Here is a 14834-nt window from a genome sequence, read left to right as displayed (position 1 = left end):
TAACTCCCTGCCGAGGGTTCAAGCAGTATCCTCGGCACATACCTTTTCAAAATTTATGATTGCGGCATCAGCCCATATCCTAGTCCTTGCTGCTTATCCTTCGGGCGTACCAGAACAATAGGGGACAGACCCTGAGGAATCCCCCAAAATATCCATGCAGATCAGTCGAAACAATAGGGAAACAATAGGGGACAGACCACGATTAATTGTATGCGCCACCAAGCAACCACCACTCAAACTACTAATCCCTCACCCGTTTTCTACGCGCCGATACCGCTCCGGCGGTCGCAAAGATAGCTGTGCACGCGCCGATCAGTAGCTTGTGGCCTAGCTGAGGCACGTTGATGGTCATGAACCAAGCCACCGCAGCCACGATAGGCCAATCGAATAGATAGAGCTGCTTCACACCTAGCAGCGGATTCCAGTGCGTCGATACAAGGCTTAGCCAGATAGCTGAGACAAAACACGCGACGGAGAAAAAGCCAGCGTCGTTATTCTCGTAGAACCTCAGCCCTACATAAGCCAGGGCGCCTAAAGCGCCGCCAGCCCCCATTGAACAGGCCAGGGCTTTGCTGCGAGGGAGCTTTTCGAGGGCTTCGAGTGTGATCATTGCTTGCCATCCTTGAGCTGCTTGCGGGCGTCCCACCACTTAGCGGCATCCTGCGTAATCACTACCCGGCGTTTGGATTGGTGAGATCCCGGCTGGTCTATTCGCCGTCAGGACTGATCTCGCCATTGGCGGGATCGACCCGGCCCGTTCTCAGCCACAGAGAGTATTCAGGATAGCGCTCTGCCATCAAGTCCAGTTCGCTCGTCCTCAGGTTCGCTCTCTTATCGTAACAATAGGGGACAGACCACGATTAATTGTATGCCCCACCAAGCAACCACTACTCAAGCTACTAATCCCTCGCCCGCTTTCTACGGGCCGATACAACTGGGGCGGCCATACATACCGTCATCCACACACCGACCAGTATCTTGTGACCAGGCAGCATCACGCTATTGGTCATAAACCAAGCTATAGACGCTACCACCACCCAATCGAATATATAGGGCTGCCTTAGCCCTAGAAGCGGATTCCAGCGTTTTGACGAGAGGCTTAGCCAGATAATGGATGTGAAACACGTGAGGCAGTAGAAGCCCGTGTAGAGGCTTCCGTAAAAGCTGAACCCGATATAGAGCAAGCCGCTTAGAGCGCTGCCTGCCACGATTGAGAAGCCGAGGTTGTTACGCTTTTCGAGAGCTTCGAGTGTGATCATTGCTTGCCGTCCATGACCTGCTTACGGGCGTACCAGCGCCTAGCTACTTCCTGTGTGTTCGCTATCCCGCGTTTGGATTGGCCAAGTTTCAGTTGGCTTCGTCGAATTCGGGGCTGGTCTGGCCTATCTCTGGCGCAATCTTGGAAAAAGGGGACAGATTTATTTTCTGTCCTACCCTGCGTTTGAGCCACTCTGGTTTCGGTTGGCTTCGTCGTAATCAGGGCTCGTCTGGCCATGCTCCGGCATCGCTTCGCCAGTAAGCAACCACCACCTATAGCTAGGAAATACTCGCCCGAGAATCTCGATCTCGTTCGCCCCGATGCGGGCCTTGCCTCTCTTTATGTTCTGCCAGCGTACGTAGGCAGTGCTTCCGGCTTCAGCCAGGGCCTTGATGCTGGCAATTTCCAGCAATCTAAGACCTCTATCGGTAATCCCTTCGCTCATTAGAAAAAACCATAAATGTTCTATGTACATTTAGCGAGCGAAATGTATTATGCACACATGTACCTAGTACATTTAAAGCGCAGCGCTGTTGGTGGCCCGATTATAGGAGTAATCACATAGAACATGCCTGTTCTGGTGTGCCCTCGATTCTGGGCTATGTCCAGCCTGTAGCGGGTTTCCGCAAAGCGACACGCAGCAAGAATGCATGCCGGCTTAGCGCTTGGCATGGCACCAATCAGCGAAGACGCGAACCTGCCTGAATCCACGGAGGCCTTTATGGAAGAAAGCTATGTCCCCTTGCTGCTGATGCGCCACAACCGCCCGCTGCGTGGCGTGATGATCGACCGCCAGCCCTGGGTCTGCGCCAAGGAGTTCGGCCTGTTGATGGGGCACCGCCACCCGGAGCGGATCTGCCGGCTGATGGATGACGACCAGGTACGCACGGTGATCTTCCGCACTCACCAGGGCGATGCGGAGCCTGTGCAGGTGCTCAGCGAATCCGCGCTTTACCGCGCCCTGTGCCGTTTCAGCCATCCCGAGAATCGCCATCTGCGCCGCTGGCTAACTCATGAGGCACTGCCCGCCCTGCGCGACGCCTGGGAGCATCGCGCACAGGAACCCAAACGCACGCTGATGGCCTGGGATCGCCAGCGCATCAGCCTGTTGGAATGGCAAGGCGATCTGTGGATCGCCCTGCGCGATATGCCGCGCTTCGCCCCGCCGCCGGCAACCGGCGAACGTTCGTTGCGTGCTCTGCTCAATCGCTGGTGGCGTTGATGGCTAGCCTGACCATCCGCATGGACGACGACCTCAAACAACGCTTGCGCGCCCAAGCATCCCGCAATGGGCGCTCGATGGCATAGGAAGTGCGGCAAATCTTGCGGGATGCGCTCTTAAGCACTACCCAGCACGGCGCGCAGGTAACCTGCGCACGGCAGCATCGCTCGCTCAATTCCCCTTGTGCTATCCATCCCGGCGAACTGCTGCGCGAAGCATTTCTGAAGGAGCTCGGGATGACGCACTCCGCGCTTGCTCGTGCGCTGAATGTGTCAGCCTCGACCATCAGAGACATAGTGCGGGAGCGACGGAACATCACTGCTGTCATGGCCATACGGCTTGGCCGCTACTTCGGGACCTCAGCCCAGCTCTGGATGAATCTGCAGAGCGTGCACTCTCTGGCCAAGGCGTACGCTGAGTGCGGCGATGAGATTGAAAGGGAAATAAAGCCTTTTCGAATGACCAACCAATCTCCCCCCTGACGTGGAGCCGGATCGATAGCACCTCCGAGGCAACGCCAAGGCCTTCCAATGGCGAGCCTCGTCAGCCCTCACCACAAGCTTCATGTTCTCCCCTTGTGTGGACGACGCCTCGCATAAAGACACCTAAAAACACTTTTAAAGGCGTCTTTATAGGCGCTATTCTACGAACGCTTACCCCGTGTTCGCACAAATGACCTTATGAAGAAAAGACCTGAATAGAGATAGCTCGGCCCATAGCGAAAGAACCAAGATCAGCTCAGTGAAGCTTGAAGGTTCGGCCCTTTGAGATAGAGCTCAGGCACGATGAATTGCAGACAGCAGAGAACAGGTGGATATGGCGATGACTTATGCGGTTTTGGCTGACGTTGCCGCGTCAGTTACAGAACTCAAAAAAGATCCTATGGGAACCATCCGCGAAGGCGGCGGTGAAACGGTTGTGATCCTCAATCGAAACGAGCCTGCATTCTATGCTGTGCCCCCCGCACGCTATGAAGCCATGCTGGAGCTGATTGACGATCTACAACTGGCTGAAATCGTACGCGCTCGGGCTGGTGAACCTACTGTACGAGTAGATATCGATGACCTCATCGCGCAAGCCGGCGGAGCCGACTGAGTACGCCCTGGAGTTCAACGCCCAAGCACTCAAGGAGTGGGGCAAGCTGGGCAAAACCATACAGTTGCAGTTCGCCAAGAAGCTCAAGGAACGCCTTGAGAATCCTCGGATCGAGGCCGACAAGCTCCGGGATATGCCCAACTGCTACAAGATCAAGCTGCGCTCCATCGGTTATCGCTTGGTCTATGAAGTGATCGACAGCCGTCTGGTAGTTACCGTGATCGCCGTAGGTAAGCGCGAGCGCAGCAAGGTCTATGGCAGCGCCGCCAGCCGCTTGTAAGAAACCCGGCCGGATGCCTGTAAAAACGGGGCTTCCGTACATGAGGGTCATTGGCTAGTATCCATTGCATGTGTTGAGTCCTGCCCCCTTGGCCTGAAGCGTGGTGCTCCTGGGACTGCCAGCACGCCCTCCCCTGCATGGAAGCTGCCCGCGTGATCCGACTCATTCTTGCCCTGATCGCCATCCTGCCGCTGATCTGCTCTGCGGAAATCTACAAGTGGACGGATGAGAGTGGCCGCGTTCATTTTGGTGACAAGCCGAAGGACAAGGACCAAGCCGAGCAGCTCTCGCTCAAGATCAACTCCTACGAAAGCGTCAGCTACGAATCCTTCACGCCAGCCCAGGGCACGACATCGCGGCGCGTCGTCATGTACTCCGCTGCCTGGTGCGGCTACTGCAGGCAGGCCCGTCAGTATTTCCAGCAGAACGGTATCAGCTTCGTTGAATACGATATCGAGAAGGACCAGCGAGCCCGCAAAGCCTATGACTCGATTGGCGGCAATGGTGTGCCCGTCATACTGGTAGGAAACAAGCGCTTGAATGGATTTACCGTCGCGAGTTTCCAGAGCATCTACCCGTGACAGGCAGCAGAAAATTAATTCATCTCCTTTTCCTAAGCTGACCAATCCGGCACACGTAGACCTGAAGCAGGTTGGCTAACGGGCGTTCGCCTGATCGCTGAAACGATTGTCACCGTCGATAGAGATAGCGTCATGTCGCACCCATCTTTGCAGATCAAAAAGGCCTACTTTGCCAAGGTGCGTCGTTCCAACTTCGCCAGCCTGCGCTTGGCGGGTTTTCAGGTCACTCCTGCCGATGCGGAACGCCCATTACCTTCACGCGAAGCGGTATTGAACAAACTTCGGTCTAGGGAGGCCTGAAAAAAACAAAGGGGCGGATTGTTCCTGCCCTGGCACTCGCCCCCAGAACGCCATGGACAGCCTCAGTGCGAGCAATTAATCTGCCGGCCTTTCGCCATCAAGGATGAACCACGTGAAAACACTGCTACTGCTGATCGCCATCGCCGCCGGTGGCTATTACGTCTACAACGAGCACTTCTCCGTTACCGCCATCACGGTCGATAGCTACCAGGCTTTGCTGAAGAAGGCAGAGGCCACAAGCGTAAGCCTCGATGAGGTGAAAGTCGGCGCCAACAACCTTGCAGCCTTCATATGCAGCGACCCCAGCTACCAGGTTACAGGCGGCTCAACGCCTGCCAATTGCATGGCGCGTTACGAGAACTATCGGGAAATGTGCGAGAACCGCATCTTTGGCCAGTCCCCTCAGAGCTTTGCCAGCAAGGCCGAGGTGATCGCTATCGCCAAGCGCTACACCTCATGCGTGGGAGCGATCGGCAGCTAAGCGCAAAGGGCGCCCTTCAGGCGCCCTTTTTTACGCGCAAATAAAAAGGGGTTAGCTTCGCTAACCCCTTGAAATTTATGGTGGCTACACCGGGACTTGAACCTGGGACATCAGCATTATGAATGCTGCGCTCTAACCAACTGAGCTATGTAGCCAACGGCGCGCATTGTCCGCGTCTCGCCTACCGCTGTCAACCCCAGATCATCGATAAATTTACGTTTTATCAAGCGGTTAGGCTTCAGTGGTGGCGATGCGCTCAATCGCTGGTTTCTGAGCCTGCGGCTGACCTCTCAACCGCTCGGACGGTGCTTGCGGGGCTGTCAGGCGATGCCGGAAAATCCGCCTCCAGCAGGCTGCAGCGCCGCCGTGCGCTGGCCAACGAACCAGGAGAGCACCTTGAGAGCGAGAGACGATTTCGACGATCTGCGGGCGGAGCGTGATATGCCGACGCACTACCGCAACGAACCCAACCGCCATGCCGGGCTGTGGAAGCAGATCGCGATTGGCATCGTCGTCGGCTACAGCGTGCTGGGCATCATCAGTGCGGTTGCCTGGATGATCATTGCGCGCTTCATGCTGGGCGATCTGTCCATCACGCTGCCGTAACAGTCACATCTCTGCACCAGCGGGCGTGCTGACGATGAGGTTGGCACTTGCCATCCCCTGCCCGCCTCTTCATCCTGCCCCATTGTTTACCCAGCGAGCCCTGTCATGACGCCCATCCAGAATATCGGCCTGGCGCTATTCGTGTTGCTTTCCATTGGTTTCGCCATCGGCCACAAGACCGAATGCGGCGATGGCCGCGTGGTGGAGACCTATCTGGCCAAAGGGCTGGCCTCGCAGTTGCTGGGGCATGATCTTTGCCAGCAACCCTGAACACCCTTCATTAAGGAATGATGTGATGAAAAAGTTCGCCTTGCTTGTCAGCGTTGGTCTTCTCGGCGCCTGCGCCAACCTGGGCTCGCAGCCGCCAGTGCCGGTCACTTCGCCGGTGGTGCAGGCCTTTCGCGACATCTGCCTGCAGACGGCGCCGAGCTTTGCCGAGGCGCATCGCGTGGCGCGGCAGCATGGCGTCACCGAGATGACCGATATGGGCTTCGCCACCGTCGGTTTCAATGCGGACAAGAGCCTGAGCATTCAGGTCAAGGTCAGCCACGAATGCGTGGTAACCAGCGAGGCGCAGGAGGATGACAGCCTGACTCGCCAGTTGCTCAGCGCAGCGGCGATCAATGCCGGCACCACGGTGCCGCGCAAGGTGCCGGTGAGGATGATGATCGCCGGGCAGCCGTTCATCCTGATGCACGACCGAGAAGGCGGTGAAGCCTTCGTGATGTTGAAGCCGGAGTGAGGGGATCGCCGTAGGGCGGATGACGCCTTTTTCATCCGCCGGCGTTGAAAGGTGGATCGAGGCGTGGTCCACCCGCGGCTAACAAGCGGTACAGCCCTGCGTAGGAGCCCCGCCCCGGGGCGAAGCTTTTGCTTTCGCGGTGTTCATGCGATTCGCCGCGAGGCGCGGCTCCTACAGGGTGATGCAGTGCCTGCTGCGTTTGTGTAGCCCCGCCGCTCCTATAGTGTTTTGCCTGGCCGCGTGGCCAGCAGCAGGCCGCCGAAGATCATCGCGGCACCCAGCCAGTGATAGAGCTGCAGGCTCTCGTTCAGCAGTACCCACCCCAGCAACGCGGTGAATACCGGCATCAGGTAGTTGGTCAGCGCCGCCTTGGCCGCGCCGATCACGCGGATGCCGTGGTTCCAGGCCAGGTAGGCCAGCAGCGAGGCGAACACGGCGGTGTAGGCGACGGCCGAGAGGTTGGCAACGTTGATTGCCAGATGCGCGCCCTGGCTCAGTTCGTATAGATAGAACGGCAGAATCAGCGGTACGCCAAGCAGGATGAACACGCCCAGCAATGCCAGCGGCGGGATCGGCTGCAGGTACGCCGACCAGCGCCGCAGCAGCAGCGAGTACAGCGCCCAGTCGACCACGGCCAGCAGCATGATCAGGTCGCCCTGATTGAATGACAGGCTGGCCAGGCGGCTCCATTGCCCCTGGCTGATCAGCACCGCCAGGCCCATTACCGCCACCAGCATGCCCCACCAGGCGCGGCGTGCCGGCCACTCGTTGAGCAGCAGCCCGGCGCCGATGAAGGTCACCAGCGGCAGGCAGGTATTGACCAGCGAGATGTTGATGGCTGCCGTGGTCTGCGCCGCGCTGTAGAGCAGCGAGTTGTAGCCGGCGATGCCCAGGCCGCCGAGCACCAGCAGGCGCCAGCCGGCAGTGCGCACGGCCACGCGATGGCGCCACAACGGCATGGCAACGAAGGGCAGCAGCAGCGCCAGGGCCAGGCACCAGCGCCAGAACGACAGGGTGAACGGGGCGATCTCGCCAGCGAAGGCGCGCGCCACCAGGGCGTTGCCGGACCAGCAAAGGTTGGCCAGCAGCAAGCCGAACAGCGCCAGCGGGCGCGAATGATTGAGTGCGTTCATGAGGTGACGCGACATTTATCTGAGTGGAGGTTGGCCGGCTGTGCGCGGTCACCGAGCGAGCAGTGCTGAGCGATCATTGCGTAGCTTCCGAATCAGGCGGCTTTGCACCATACGGAGGCATTACAGGCTTGGCAAGGTGGCGGACCGTAGGGTGCGCCGTGCGCACCAACTCTGCAGTGACAGCATCATGGCTAAAGCCCCTCGAGCCAAACCGCGGGAGGCGCTTCAGCGGCGAGCGTTGCAGTATCTCGGCGTATTCGGTGCGCGCGGCGCACCCTACGGACGTTAACGCTGACTGCGGCGGCGCAGCGGGCGGCTCAGTAGCCAGAGAATCAGCAGCACGCCGGCCAGGATCACCGCACTTGCGCCCCACTGCATCGGCCCGGCCAGGCGGAACAGCTCGGCCGGGTGCAGGCTGGGCGCGCGGATCATGCGCGCTTCGGCAGCCGCACCGCTGGTGGGAATATCGGCCAGGCCGTCGCCATCGAGATCCGGCAGGCTGCGGATATGGTCGAGCAGCACCTGCCATTCCTTGAGTTCCTGCACGCCTTCCTTATCCGGGTCCTGGTCGATGATGGCATCTTCGATACGCGGCAGCGGGCGGCCCTCGGCATCCTTGGGGATGACGTTGAGCAGGCCCTTGGTCAGGTCCGGCACCAGCCAGGTGAAGCTGCCGACGTAGCTGGTGGCGCCGATGCTGTAGAGGCGCGTGTCGTTCAGATCCAGGTCACGGTAGCCGCCGTGCGGATCGCCGATTTCGATGCGGCTGACGCGGTCGAAAGGCACGCGCCACGGGTTGTAGGTGAAGCGCACGCCGGAAACCCGCGGGTAATAGCTCTGGCTGTCACGCAGTTGATAGGCGAGCAGCAGCACTTCCAGCAGTGACTTGATTTCGCGCGCGCTGATGTAGGCCTTGATCATCGGGTAGCCCGGTTCGTCGTCGAACTGGCCGATGCCCAGCGGGGCGATGCGAAACAGGTCGGAGACGTCCTGCACGCCATTGCGGCCCTTGAGCAGGTCATCGCGGATGGTGCCGTTGCCGGTGAAGGCCAGGTCGGCATCGACGGCATGACGCAGCGCATCGGTGACCAGGTTGGCCAGGGTCTGGTCGGTGAAATCACGGCCCAGGCTCTGGTCGACCTTGGCCAGCGGCTGGTCGAAGCGATAGCCCTTGGGCGTCAGCATGCGCTCGCTGACCACCTGCTTGAAGTCTTCGACCTTGGCGGTGATGGTCGCGTCGCCGACGATACTGTCGTTGACGGCGTGCAGGCGATAGTCGCGCACACGCGGCACGCCGTCGTCGCCCAGGCTCATGCGCAGTTCGCCGAGGTACTGGATCTCGGAACCAGCCTGCACCACCGGGGTACGCCCACCCACCAGCACCGGCTGCGGCAGCGCCACATGCGAATGGCCGCCGACGACGATATCGACGCCGGGCACCTGCTCGACCAGTTCCACTTCCTCGCCGCGCCAGCTGCCATCGGCCTGCTGGGTGACGCCCATGTGCGAGAGCAGGATGACCACCTCGGCGCCCTCCTCGCGCAGCTTGGCCACGGTTTCCCTGGCGGTGGCGACCGGGTCGGCGAAGGTCACCGGCTTGATCATCGGACTGACGGCCACGGCGTTGTTGCCGAGCAGGCCGAACAGGCCGAAACGGATGCCGCCGCGCTCGATCAACTTGTACGGCAGGATGCGCCCGGCTTCGACGTGCTCCTGCAGGCTGTCATCGGCCTTGCTCGCGGCATCGAAACGCATGTTGCTCGACAGTAGCGGCACCAGCGTGTCGCCCTTGGCCTTGTGCGCGGCGCTGATCATCGCGGCCAAGCCGGCCGGGCGGAAGTCGAATTCGTGGTTGCCGATCACCGCGGCGTCATAGCCCAGCTCACTCATCAGACGCAGCTCGCTGCCCATCTCGCGGGCAATGGTGTGAAACAGCGTGCCCATGGTGAAGTCGCCGCCATCTAGCAACAGCAGAGGTTCTTCACCGGCTGCTGCGCGGCGTTCATTCAATAATGTGGCAAGCCGGGCGACGCCGCCGACGGTGTCGTCATCGTTCACCGTCGCCGGGCTGTATTCATTGTTGGGGCCGAAGCCGAGCAGGCGCGACTGCCAGTCGTTGCTGTGCAGGATGGTGAAATGGCGCTCGGCGGCGACCAGCGGCGTCGCACTCAGCAGGCCGGCGAGCAGGAGAGAGAGGAACAGGCGCATGGACGATCCTTGACGATGACTGCACACAGTATGGAGCAGGCCATGACGCCAGGCAGCGACCGATCGAGACGCACGTTGTCGCCAATCGAGTCAGACTTTCATTGCCCCAGATCAGCCCCAACCCAGACGGCGGGACTAAGCTGTAATCAGGACTGCGAAGTGGAGAAGCGCCATGGACCACTATCACCTGATGTTGATACTGCTGATCGGTGGCTTTCTGCTGCTGGGAGTCGGCTTCAACTTTCGCGAACACGAATGGGGCGTACGCGTGCTGGGTTTGGGCGTACTGCTGATGCTGGTGCCGATTGCGTTGCGGGTGCATCTGGCGTTGGCGTGAAACCGCTCTTGTAGGAGCCAGCTTGCTGGCGATCCGCTTGAAGCATCGCTGGCAAGCCAGCTCCTACACGTGATGAGGCTTTCGCGGCCACTAAAGCTGGCAACGCAGAATACCGGCCTTCAGGCCGTGCGCCGCGTAATCCAACAAGCGGTTGATGGCGCCCCGCCGAAGGTGGGTCCAGGTAACAGCCCCAAGACTCCCTACTACTTCCAGCGCTCGGCGGCGCTCTGGTCGCTGCAGCGGCCTTCAACCCAGCGCGGGCCTTCGCTGGTGTCTTCCTTCTTCCAGAACGGCGCGCGGGTCTTCAGGTAATCCATGATGAAATTGCAGGCATCGAACGCGGCCTGGCGATGGGCGCTGTTGGTGCCGACGAAGACGATGGGCTCGCCCGGCTCCAGGCGGCCAATGCGGTGGATGATCTCGATGCCCAGCAGCGGCCAGCGCTCACGCGCCTCATCGGCGATCTTGCCCAGAGCCTTTTCGGTCATGCCGGGGAAGTGTTCAAGGAACATGCCGCCGACTTCGCGCCCCTCATTGAAGTCGCGCACGTAGCCGACGAAGGTAACCACCGCGCCGATGCCGAGGTTGGCGGCATGCAGGGCGTTGAGCTCGGTGCCGGGGTCGAAGGGTTGGGCTTGGACGCGGATGGTCATGGGAGTCTCGTTTAATGGGGCTGTGGCCGGGGCGGTTCGGTGGATTGATGGTGGGCTAAAGCCCACCCTACGCAGAGCGCAGCCCGACCCACCCTACGGTACCTGCGTCAACCACCGGTAACGGTGGGGAAGAAGGCGACTTCATCGCCCTCGGCCAGCGGTTCGTCGAGGCTGCACAGTTCCTGGTTGCGCGCGCACATCAGGTTCTGCTCACCCAGCACTTCCCATTCGCCGCCACGGGCGACCAGGTGCAGGCGCAAGTCGTCGAGGGTGGCGAAGTCGCCGCTGAGTTGTTCGTCGTCACGGCCCAGGGCTTCACGGTAGCGGGCGAAATATTGCACGCGGATCATGCTTGTTCCTCCAGCTTGTAGTGACCGCTCTTGCCGCCGAGTTTTTCCAGCAGGCGTACCTGCTCGATGACCATGCCGCGATCCACGGCCTTGCACATGTCATAGATGGTCAGCGCGGCGACGCTGGCGGCAGTCAGTGCTTCCATCTCGACACCGGTTTGCCCGGACAGTTTGCAACGCGCGGTGATATGCACCGTGTCGTCACCTTCGGCGCTGAGTTCGACCTTGACGCCGGTGAGCATCAGCGGGTGGCACAGGGGGATCAGATCGCTGGTTTTCTTCGCGGCCTGGATGCCGGCGATACGCGCCACGGCAAACACATCGCCCTTGGGATGCTCGCCGGCGACGATCATCTGCAGGGTGGCGGGCAGCATGCGCACGCGCGCTTCGGCGGTGGCTTCGCGGAAGGTGGTCGCCTTGTCGGTGACATCGACCATGTGCGCGCGGCCTTGGGAATCGAGGTGAGTCAGCACGGGAAAGCTCCAGACGGGAATCGACCGATTGTAAACCTGCAGGTCAGGATTTGCAGTCATCTTGTAGCCCGGATGAAATCCGGGGCCAGAGTGGCAAAAATCCCCGGATTTCATCCGGGCTACTGACTGTATCCGGCTACACGACTGTAGGAGCGGATTTATCCGCGATCATCGCGGCTGAAGCCGCTCCCACGGGACTTGTGCAGATTCATTAATGCAGACTAAAACGCCCCTGCTCTTGCGAGCAGGGGCGCGAGTGTTTAACAGCCCGAGGGTTACATATGGGTTTCCGCGTACTCCGCGAGGATCGAGCGCGGTACGCCTTGCAGGGTGATGTGCACGCCGTGCGGGAAGTCCTTGAAGCGTTCGGTGAGGTAGGTCAGACCCGAGCTGGGCGCTGACAGGTAGGGGGTGTCGATCTGCGCCAGGTTGCCCAGGCACACCACCTTCGAGCCGTTGCCGGCACGGGTGATGATGGTTTTCATCTGGTGCGGGGTGAGGTTCTGGCATTCGTCGATGAGGATCAGGCTCTGCTGGAAGCTGCGCCCGCGGATGTAGTTGAGGGATTTGAACTGCAGCGGCACCTTCTGCAGGATGTAGTCGACGCTGCCGTGAGTGCTCTCGTCCTCCATGTGCAGCGCTTCGAGGTTGTCGGTAATCGCGCCGAGCCAGGGCTCCATCTTCTCCGCCTCGGTACCGGGCAGAAAGCCGATTTCCTGATCCAGCCCCTGCACGCTGCGGGTGGCGATGATGCGCCGGTAGCGCTTGCTGACCATGGTCTGCTCGATGGCCGCGGCCAGCGCCAGGATGGTCTTGCCGGAGCCGGCAGCGCCGGACAGGTTGACCAGGTGGATGTCCGGGTCGAGCAAGGCGAACAGCGCCAGCGCCTGATGGATGTCGCGCGGTTTCAGGCCCCAGGCTTCCTGATGCAGCAGTGGCTCCTGGTGCATGTCGAGAATCACCAGCTCGTCGCCCTTGATCGCCTTGATCCAGCCGACGAAACCCTGTTCATCGAGGATGAACTCGTTGACGTGCACCGCCGGCAGGTTGTCGATGAGTTGTACGCGATGCCAGGTGCGCCCGTGGTCCTGACGGGTGTCGACCTTGCTCACACGATCCCAGAACGAGCCGGGCATGTCGTGATAACCCTTCGACAGCAGCGAGACGTCATCGACCAGTTGGTCGGTGTGGTAGTCCTCGGCGTCGATCCCGCAGGCGCGCGCCTTCAGGCGCATGTTGATGTCCTTGGTCACCAGCACCACGGACAGACCGGGGTTGCGCGACTTCAGCTCCACCAACTGGTTGATGATCTTGTTGTCGTTGAGGTTTTCCGGCAGCCAGGTCACCGGCGCCGCACTTTTACTCATAAGGATGGAAAGGCGACCGCAGGGGCCGCTCTTGCCGCGCTGGATGGGTACCCCGTACTCGACGTCCTCGGGCTCCGCCCCGGCGAGAATCTGGTCGATCAGGCGGATGGCCTGACGACATTCGGCGGCGACGCCGTGCTTGCCGGATTTCAGTTTGTCGAGTTCCTCCAACACCGTCATCGGGATGGCGACGTGGTGTTCTTCGAAGTTGAGCAAGGCGTTGGGATCGTGAATCAGGACGTTGGTGTCGAGAGCGTAGAGGGTTGGAGCGGTGGGCTTGGAGCGTCCGTGGTCATCCATACGTCGGTCACCTTCTTGTAGTAGCCAGGCGACGCAATACCAGAGGCGGTGCTGCGCCGGACAGAGACCGCCGACTTTTTTCAGGTCGGGGCCGAAAGGTGGCAAGCAAGGTGAGGGCCAATGGCCGCCACCTGTCTGCAGGTTTCGGCGGTCTTGCTTTTTTATTACTCCAATTCACATGACAGAAAAACGTTTTTTTATCGCCATGCAGGTTTATTTGCAGAGGCGACAGATAGTGCTTGGCGAGCCGCCAGCACCCCGTTAAAGTCCGAAGTCCTACCTGCTGTAACTCGCCTCCCTTACCCGCTCCCACTTGCAGCATGCCGCGCCAATCAGGTGCAGGGCGCTGTTCGTATCGCCTGACTATCTGCGCTCCTGTAGGAGCCGGCTTGCCGGCGATCAGTGCTGACGGGATCGCCAGCAAGCTGGCTCCTGCAAAGACATCAATGCGGTTCTTCTCAATCACCCCGATAGGTGGTCTTGCCGTCCCCTGACCTCTAGAATCGCCGTCACGCTTTCTGGAGACTCCGCACATGCTGATGGTGATTTCACCGGCCAAGACCCTCGACTACGAGACGCCGCCTGCCACCCCGCGCTTCACCCAACCCGAACACCTCGACCACGCCCAGGAGCTGATCGCCCAGCTGCGCGACTTCAGCCCGGCGCAGATCGCCGAGCTGATGCATCTGTCGGACAAACTCGCCGGCCTCAACGCCGCGCGTTTCGGCAGTTGGGAACGACCGTTCAATCCGTCCAACGCCAAGCAGGCGCTGCTGGCATTCAAGGGCGACGTGTACACCGGGCTGAACGCCGAGGATTTCTCCGAAGAAGATTTCGACTTCGCCCAGACTCACCTGCGCATGCTCTCCGGTCTCTACGGCGTACTGCGCCCGCTGGACCTGATGCAAGCCTATCGCCTGGAAATGGGCACCAAGCTGGCCAACGTGCGCGGCAAGGATCTGTATGCCTTCTGGGGCGAGCGCATCAGCGCCTGGCTGAACGAAGCGCTGGCCGCCCAGGGCGACGACGTGCTGCTCAACCTGGCCTCCAACGAGTACTTCGGCGCGGTCAAGCGCAAGGCGCTGAACGCACGCCTCATCGATACCGAGTTCAAGGACCTGAAGAACGGCCAGTACAAGATCATCAGTTTCTACGCCAAGAAGGCCCGTGGCCTGATGGCGCGCTACGTGATCAAGGAGCGCCTGACCAGCCCGGAAAGCCTGAAGGACTTCAACTACCAGGGCTACCGTTATTCCGCCGAGCACTCCAAGGCGGACAGCCTGGTTTTCCTGCGCGACCAGCCGCAGGACTGATAGTCACCCTCCCGCCCCCTGCGCCGCTCGTCGGTTCCTGCAGGGGGCTGGCCGCTACGCTTCCCTTCTCCCATCCCCGCCCGCCGAGCGCTTCGCTGCGCCGTGAGCGCTGCGCTTGGTAAAAATTCCCTCGGC

The 14834-nt window shown here is 60.5% G+C and carries 21 protein-coding genes and 1 tRNA gene; 14 read left to right on the top strand and 8 right to left on the bottom strand.

Annotated features, from left to right (window positions below; genetic code table 11):
* Positions 1-241: 241 nt before the first annotated feature.
* Positions 242-610, bottom strand: coding sequence for a hypothetical protein (locus BLT86_RS24715; protein ID WP_017678151.1), 369 nt, complete (start codon positions 608-610; stop codon positions 242-244).
* A gap of 1369 nt (positions 611-1979) precedes the next feature.
* On the opposite strand from BLT86_RS24715, the gene BLT86_RS24700 reads away from it, so the two are divergent.
* The 8 genes from BLT86_RS24700 to BLT86_RS24670 all read left to right on the top strand — a co-directional run bounded on the left by BLT86_RS24700 (position 1980) and on the right by BLT86_RS24670 (position 5217).
* Positions 1980-2480 carry a BRO-N domain-containing protein gene (locus tag BLT86_RS24700; RefSeq protein WP_017678154.1) on the top strand — a complete coding sequence of 167 codons (501 nt, stop codon included), beginning with the start codon at positions 1980-1982 and terminating at the stop codon, positions 2478-2480.
* The gene (locus tag BLT86_RS26525) at positions 2480-2566 is read left to right on the top strand and encodes a FitA-like ribbon-helix-helix domain-containing protein (protein ID WP_408003035.1); all 87 of its coding nucleotides are present in this window, start codon (positions 2480-2482) and stop codon (positions 2564-2566) included. The genes BLT86_RS24700 and BLT86_RS26525 overlap by 1 nt, the downstream gene beginning before the upstream one ends.
* Positions 2567-2569: 3 nt before the next feature.
* Positions 2570-2962, top strand: coding sequence for a HigA family addiction module antitoxin (locus tag BLT86_RS26270; RefSeq protein WP_269458107.1), 393 nt, complete (start codon positions 2570-2572; stop codon positions 2960-2962).
* 340 nt (positions 2963-3302) lie between these two features.
* The gene (locus BLT86_RS24690) at positions 3303-3575 is read left to right on the top strand and encodes a type II toxin-antitoxin system Phd/YefM family antitoxin (protein ID WP_017678156.1); all 273 of its coding nucleotides are present in this window, start codon (positions 3303-3305) and stop codon (positions 3573-3575) included.
* Positions 3541-3855 carry a type II toxin-antitoxin system RelE family toxin gene (locus tag BLT86_RS24685; protein ID WP_017678157.1) on the top strand — a complete coding sequence of 105 codons (315 nt, stop codon included), beginning with the start codon at positions 3541-3543 and terminating at the stop codon, positions 3853-3855. Before BLT86_RS24690 ends, BLT86_RS24685 begins: the two co-directional genes overlap by 35 nt.
* A gap of 137 nt (positions 3856-3992) precedes the next feature.
* Positions 3993-4436 carry a glutaredoxin domain-containing protein gene (locus BLT86_RS24680; protein ID WP_026088697.1) on the top strand — a complete coding sequence of 148 codons (444 nt, stop codon included), beginning with the start codon at positions 3993-3995 and terminating at the stop codon, positions 4434-4436.
* A 132-nt stretch (positions 4437-4568) separates the two neighbouring features.
* Positions 4569-4736, top strand: a complete 168-nt coding sequence (locus BLT86_RS24675; protein ID WP_086005925.1) for a YhfG family protein — start codon at positions 4569-4571, stop codon at positions 4734-4736.
* A gap of 112 nt (positions 4737-4848) precedes the next feature.
* Positions 4849-5217 carry a hypothetical protein gene (locus BLT86_RS24670; protein WP_017678159.1) on the top strand — a complete coding sequence of 123 codons (369 nt, stop codon included), beginning with the start codon at positions 4849-4851 and terminating at the stop codon, positions 5215-5217.
* A gap of 78 nt (positions 5218-5295) precedes the next feature.
* On the opposite strand, the gene BLT86_RS24665 is transcribed toward BLT86_RS24670, so the two are convergent.
* A tRNA-Met gene (locus tag BLT86_RS24665) sits at positions 5296-5372 on the bottom strand.
* 241 nt (positions 5373-5613) lie between these two features.
* On the opposite strand from BLT86_RS24665, the gene BLT86_RS25855 reads away from it, so the two are divergent.
* The 3 genes from BLT86_RS25855 to BLT86_RS24655 all read left to right on the top strand — a co-directional run bounded on the left by BLT86_RS25855 (position 5614) and on the right by BLT86_RS24655 (position 6565).
* Positions 5614-5823 carry a hypothetical protein gene (locus BLT86_RS25855; protein ID WP_033377562.1) on the top strand — a complete coding sequence of 70 codons (210 nt, stop codon included), beginning with the start codon at positions 5614-5616 and terminating at the stop codon, positions 5821-5823.
* A gap of 105 nt (positions 5824-5928) precedes the next feature.
* Positions 5929-6093: a hypothetical protein gene (locus BLT86_RS25980; RefSeq protein WP_017678161.1), complete on the top strand. Its 165-nt coding sequence runs from the start codon at positions 5929-5931 to the stop codon at positions 6091-6093.
* A gap of 25 nt (positions 6094-6118) precedes the next feature.
* A complete protein-coding gene (locus BLT86_RS24655) occupies positions 6119-6565 on the top strand; it encodes a hypothetical protein (protein ID WP_017678162.1) in 447 nt (148 codons plus the stop codon).
* 218 nt (positions 6566-6783) lie between these two features.
* Here the strand turns inward: BLT86_RS24655 and BLT86_RS24650 are convergent, their stop codons facing one another.
* The gene (locus BLT86_RS24650) at positions 6784-7698 is read right to left on the bottom strand and encodes a DMT family transporter (protein ID WP_017678163.1); all 915 of its coding nucleotides are present in this window, start codon (positions 7696-7698) and stop codon (positions 6784-6786) included.
* A 285-nt stretch (positions 7699-7983) separates the two neighbouring features.
* Entirely contained in the window at positions 7984-9906 is a 1923-nt protein-coding gene (locus BLT86_RS24645) for a bifunctional metallophosphatase/5'-nucleotidase (protein ID WP_017678164.1), read from the bottom strand.
* A gap of 172 nt (positions 9907-10078) precedes the next feature.
* On the opposite strand from BLT86_RS24645, the gene BLT86_RS25975 reads away from it, so the two are divergent.
* Positions 10079-10243 carry a hypothetical protein gene (locus tag BLT86_RS25975; protein WP_017678165.1) on the top strand — a complete coding sequence of 55 codons (165 nt, stop codon included), beginning with the start codon at positions 10079-10081 and terminating at the stop codon, positions 10241-10243.
* Positions 10244-10446: 203 nt separating this feature from the next.
* On the opposite strand, the gene moaE is transcribed toward BLT86_RS25975, so the two are convergent.
* The 4 genes from moaE to BLT86_RS24625 all read right to left on the bottom strand — a co-directional run bounded on the left by moaE (position 10447) and on the right by BLT86_RS24625 (position 13386).
* The gene (moaE, locus tag BLT86_RS24640) at positions 10447-10896 is read right to left on the bottom strand and encodes a molybdopterin synthase catalytic subunit MoaE (protein ID WP_017678166.1); all 450 of its coding nucleotides are present in this window, start codon (positions 10894-10896) and stop codon (positions 10447-10449) included.
* Between the two features lie 107 nt (positions 10897-11003).
* Complete coding sequence (locus BLT86_RS24635) at positions 11004-11246, bottom strand: MoaD/ThiS family protein (protein WP_003459467.1); 243 nt, start codon at positions 11244-11246, stop codon at positions 11004-11006.
* Positions 11243-11719 (bottom strand): cyclic pyranopterin monophosphate synthase MoaC, encoded by a 477-nt coding sequence (moaC, locus tag BLT86_RS24630; protein ID WP_013714224.1) that lies wholly within the window; start codon positions 11717-11719, stop codon positions 11243-11245. Before moaC ends, BLT86_RS24635 begins: the two co-directional genes overlap by 4 nt.
* Positions 11720-11994: 275 nt before the next feature.
* Complete coding sequence (locus tag BLT86_RS24625) at positions 11995-13386, bottom strand: PhoH family protein (RefSeq protein ID WP_017678167.1); 1392 nt, start codon at positions 13384-13386, stop codon at positions 11995-11997.
* A 120-nt stretch (positions 13387-13506) separates the two neighbouring features.
* Between BLT86_RS24625 and BLT86_RS25970 the strand changes: the two genes are divergently transcribed.
* Together BLT86_RS25970 and yaaA are read left to right on the top strand one after the other, a co-directional pair.
* A complete protein-coding gene (locus BLT86_RS25970) occupies positions 13507-13749 on the top strand; it encodes a hypothetical protein (RefSeq protein WP_152664998.1) in 243 nt (80 codons plus the stop codon).
* Between the two features lie 170 nt (positions 13750-13919).
* Complete coding sequence (gene yaaA / locus BLT86_RS24620; protein WP_092380183.1) at positions 13920-14699, top strand: peroxide stress protein YaaA; 780 nt, start codon at positions 13920-13922, stop codon at positions 14697-14699.
* Positions 14700-14834 lie beyond the last annotated feature (135 nt).

It is taken from the genome of Pseudomonas sihuiensis, assembly GCF_900106015.1.
Taxonomy (GTDB): Bacteria; Pseudomonadota; Gammaproteobacteria; order Pseudomonadales; family Pseudomonadaceae; genus Aquipseudomonas; species Aquipseudomonas sihuiensis.
This window is presented reverse-complemented; position numbering and strand designations above follow the sequence as displayed.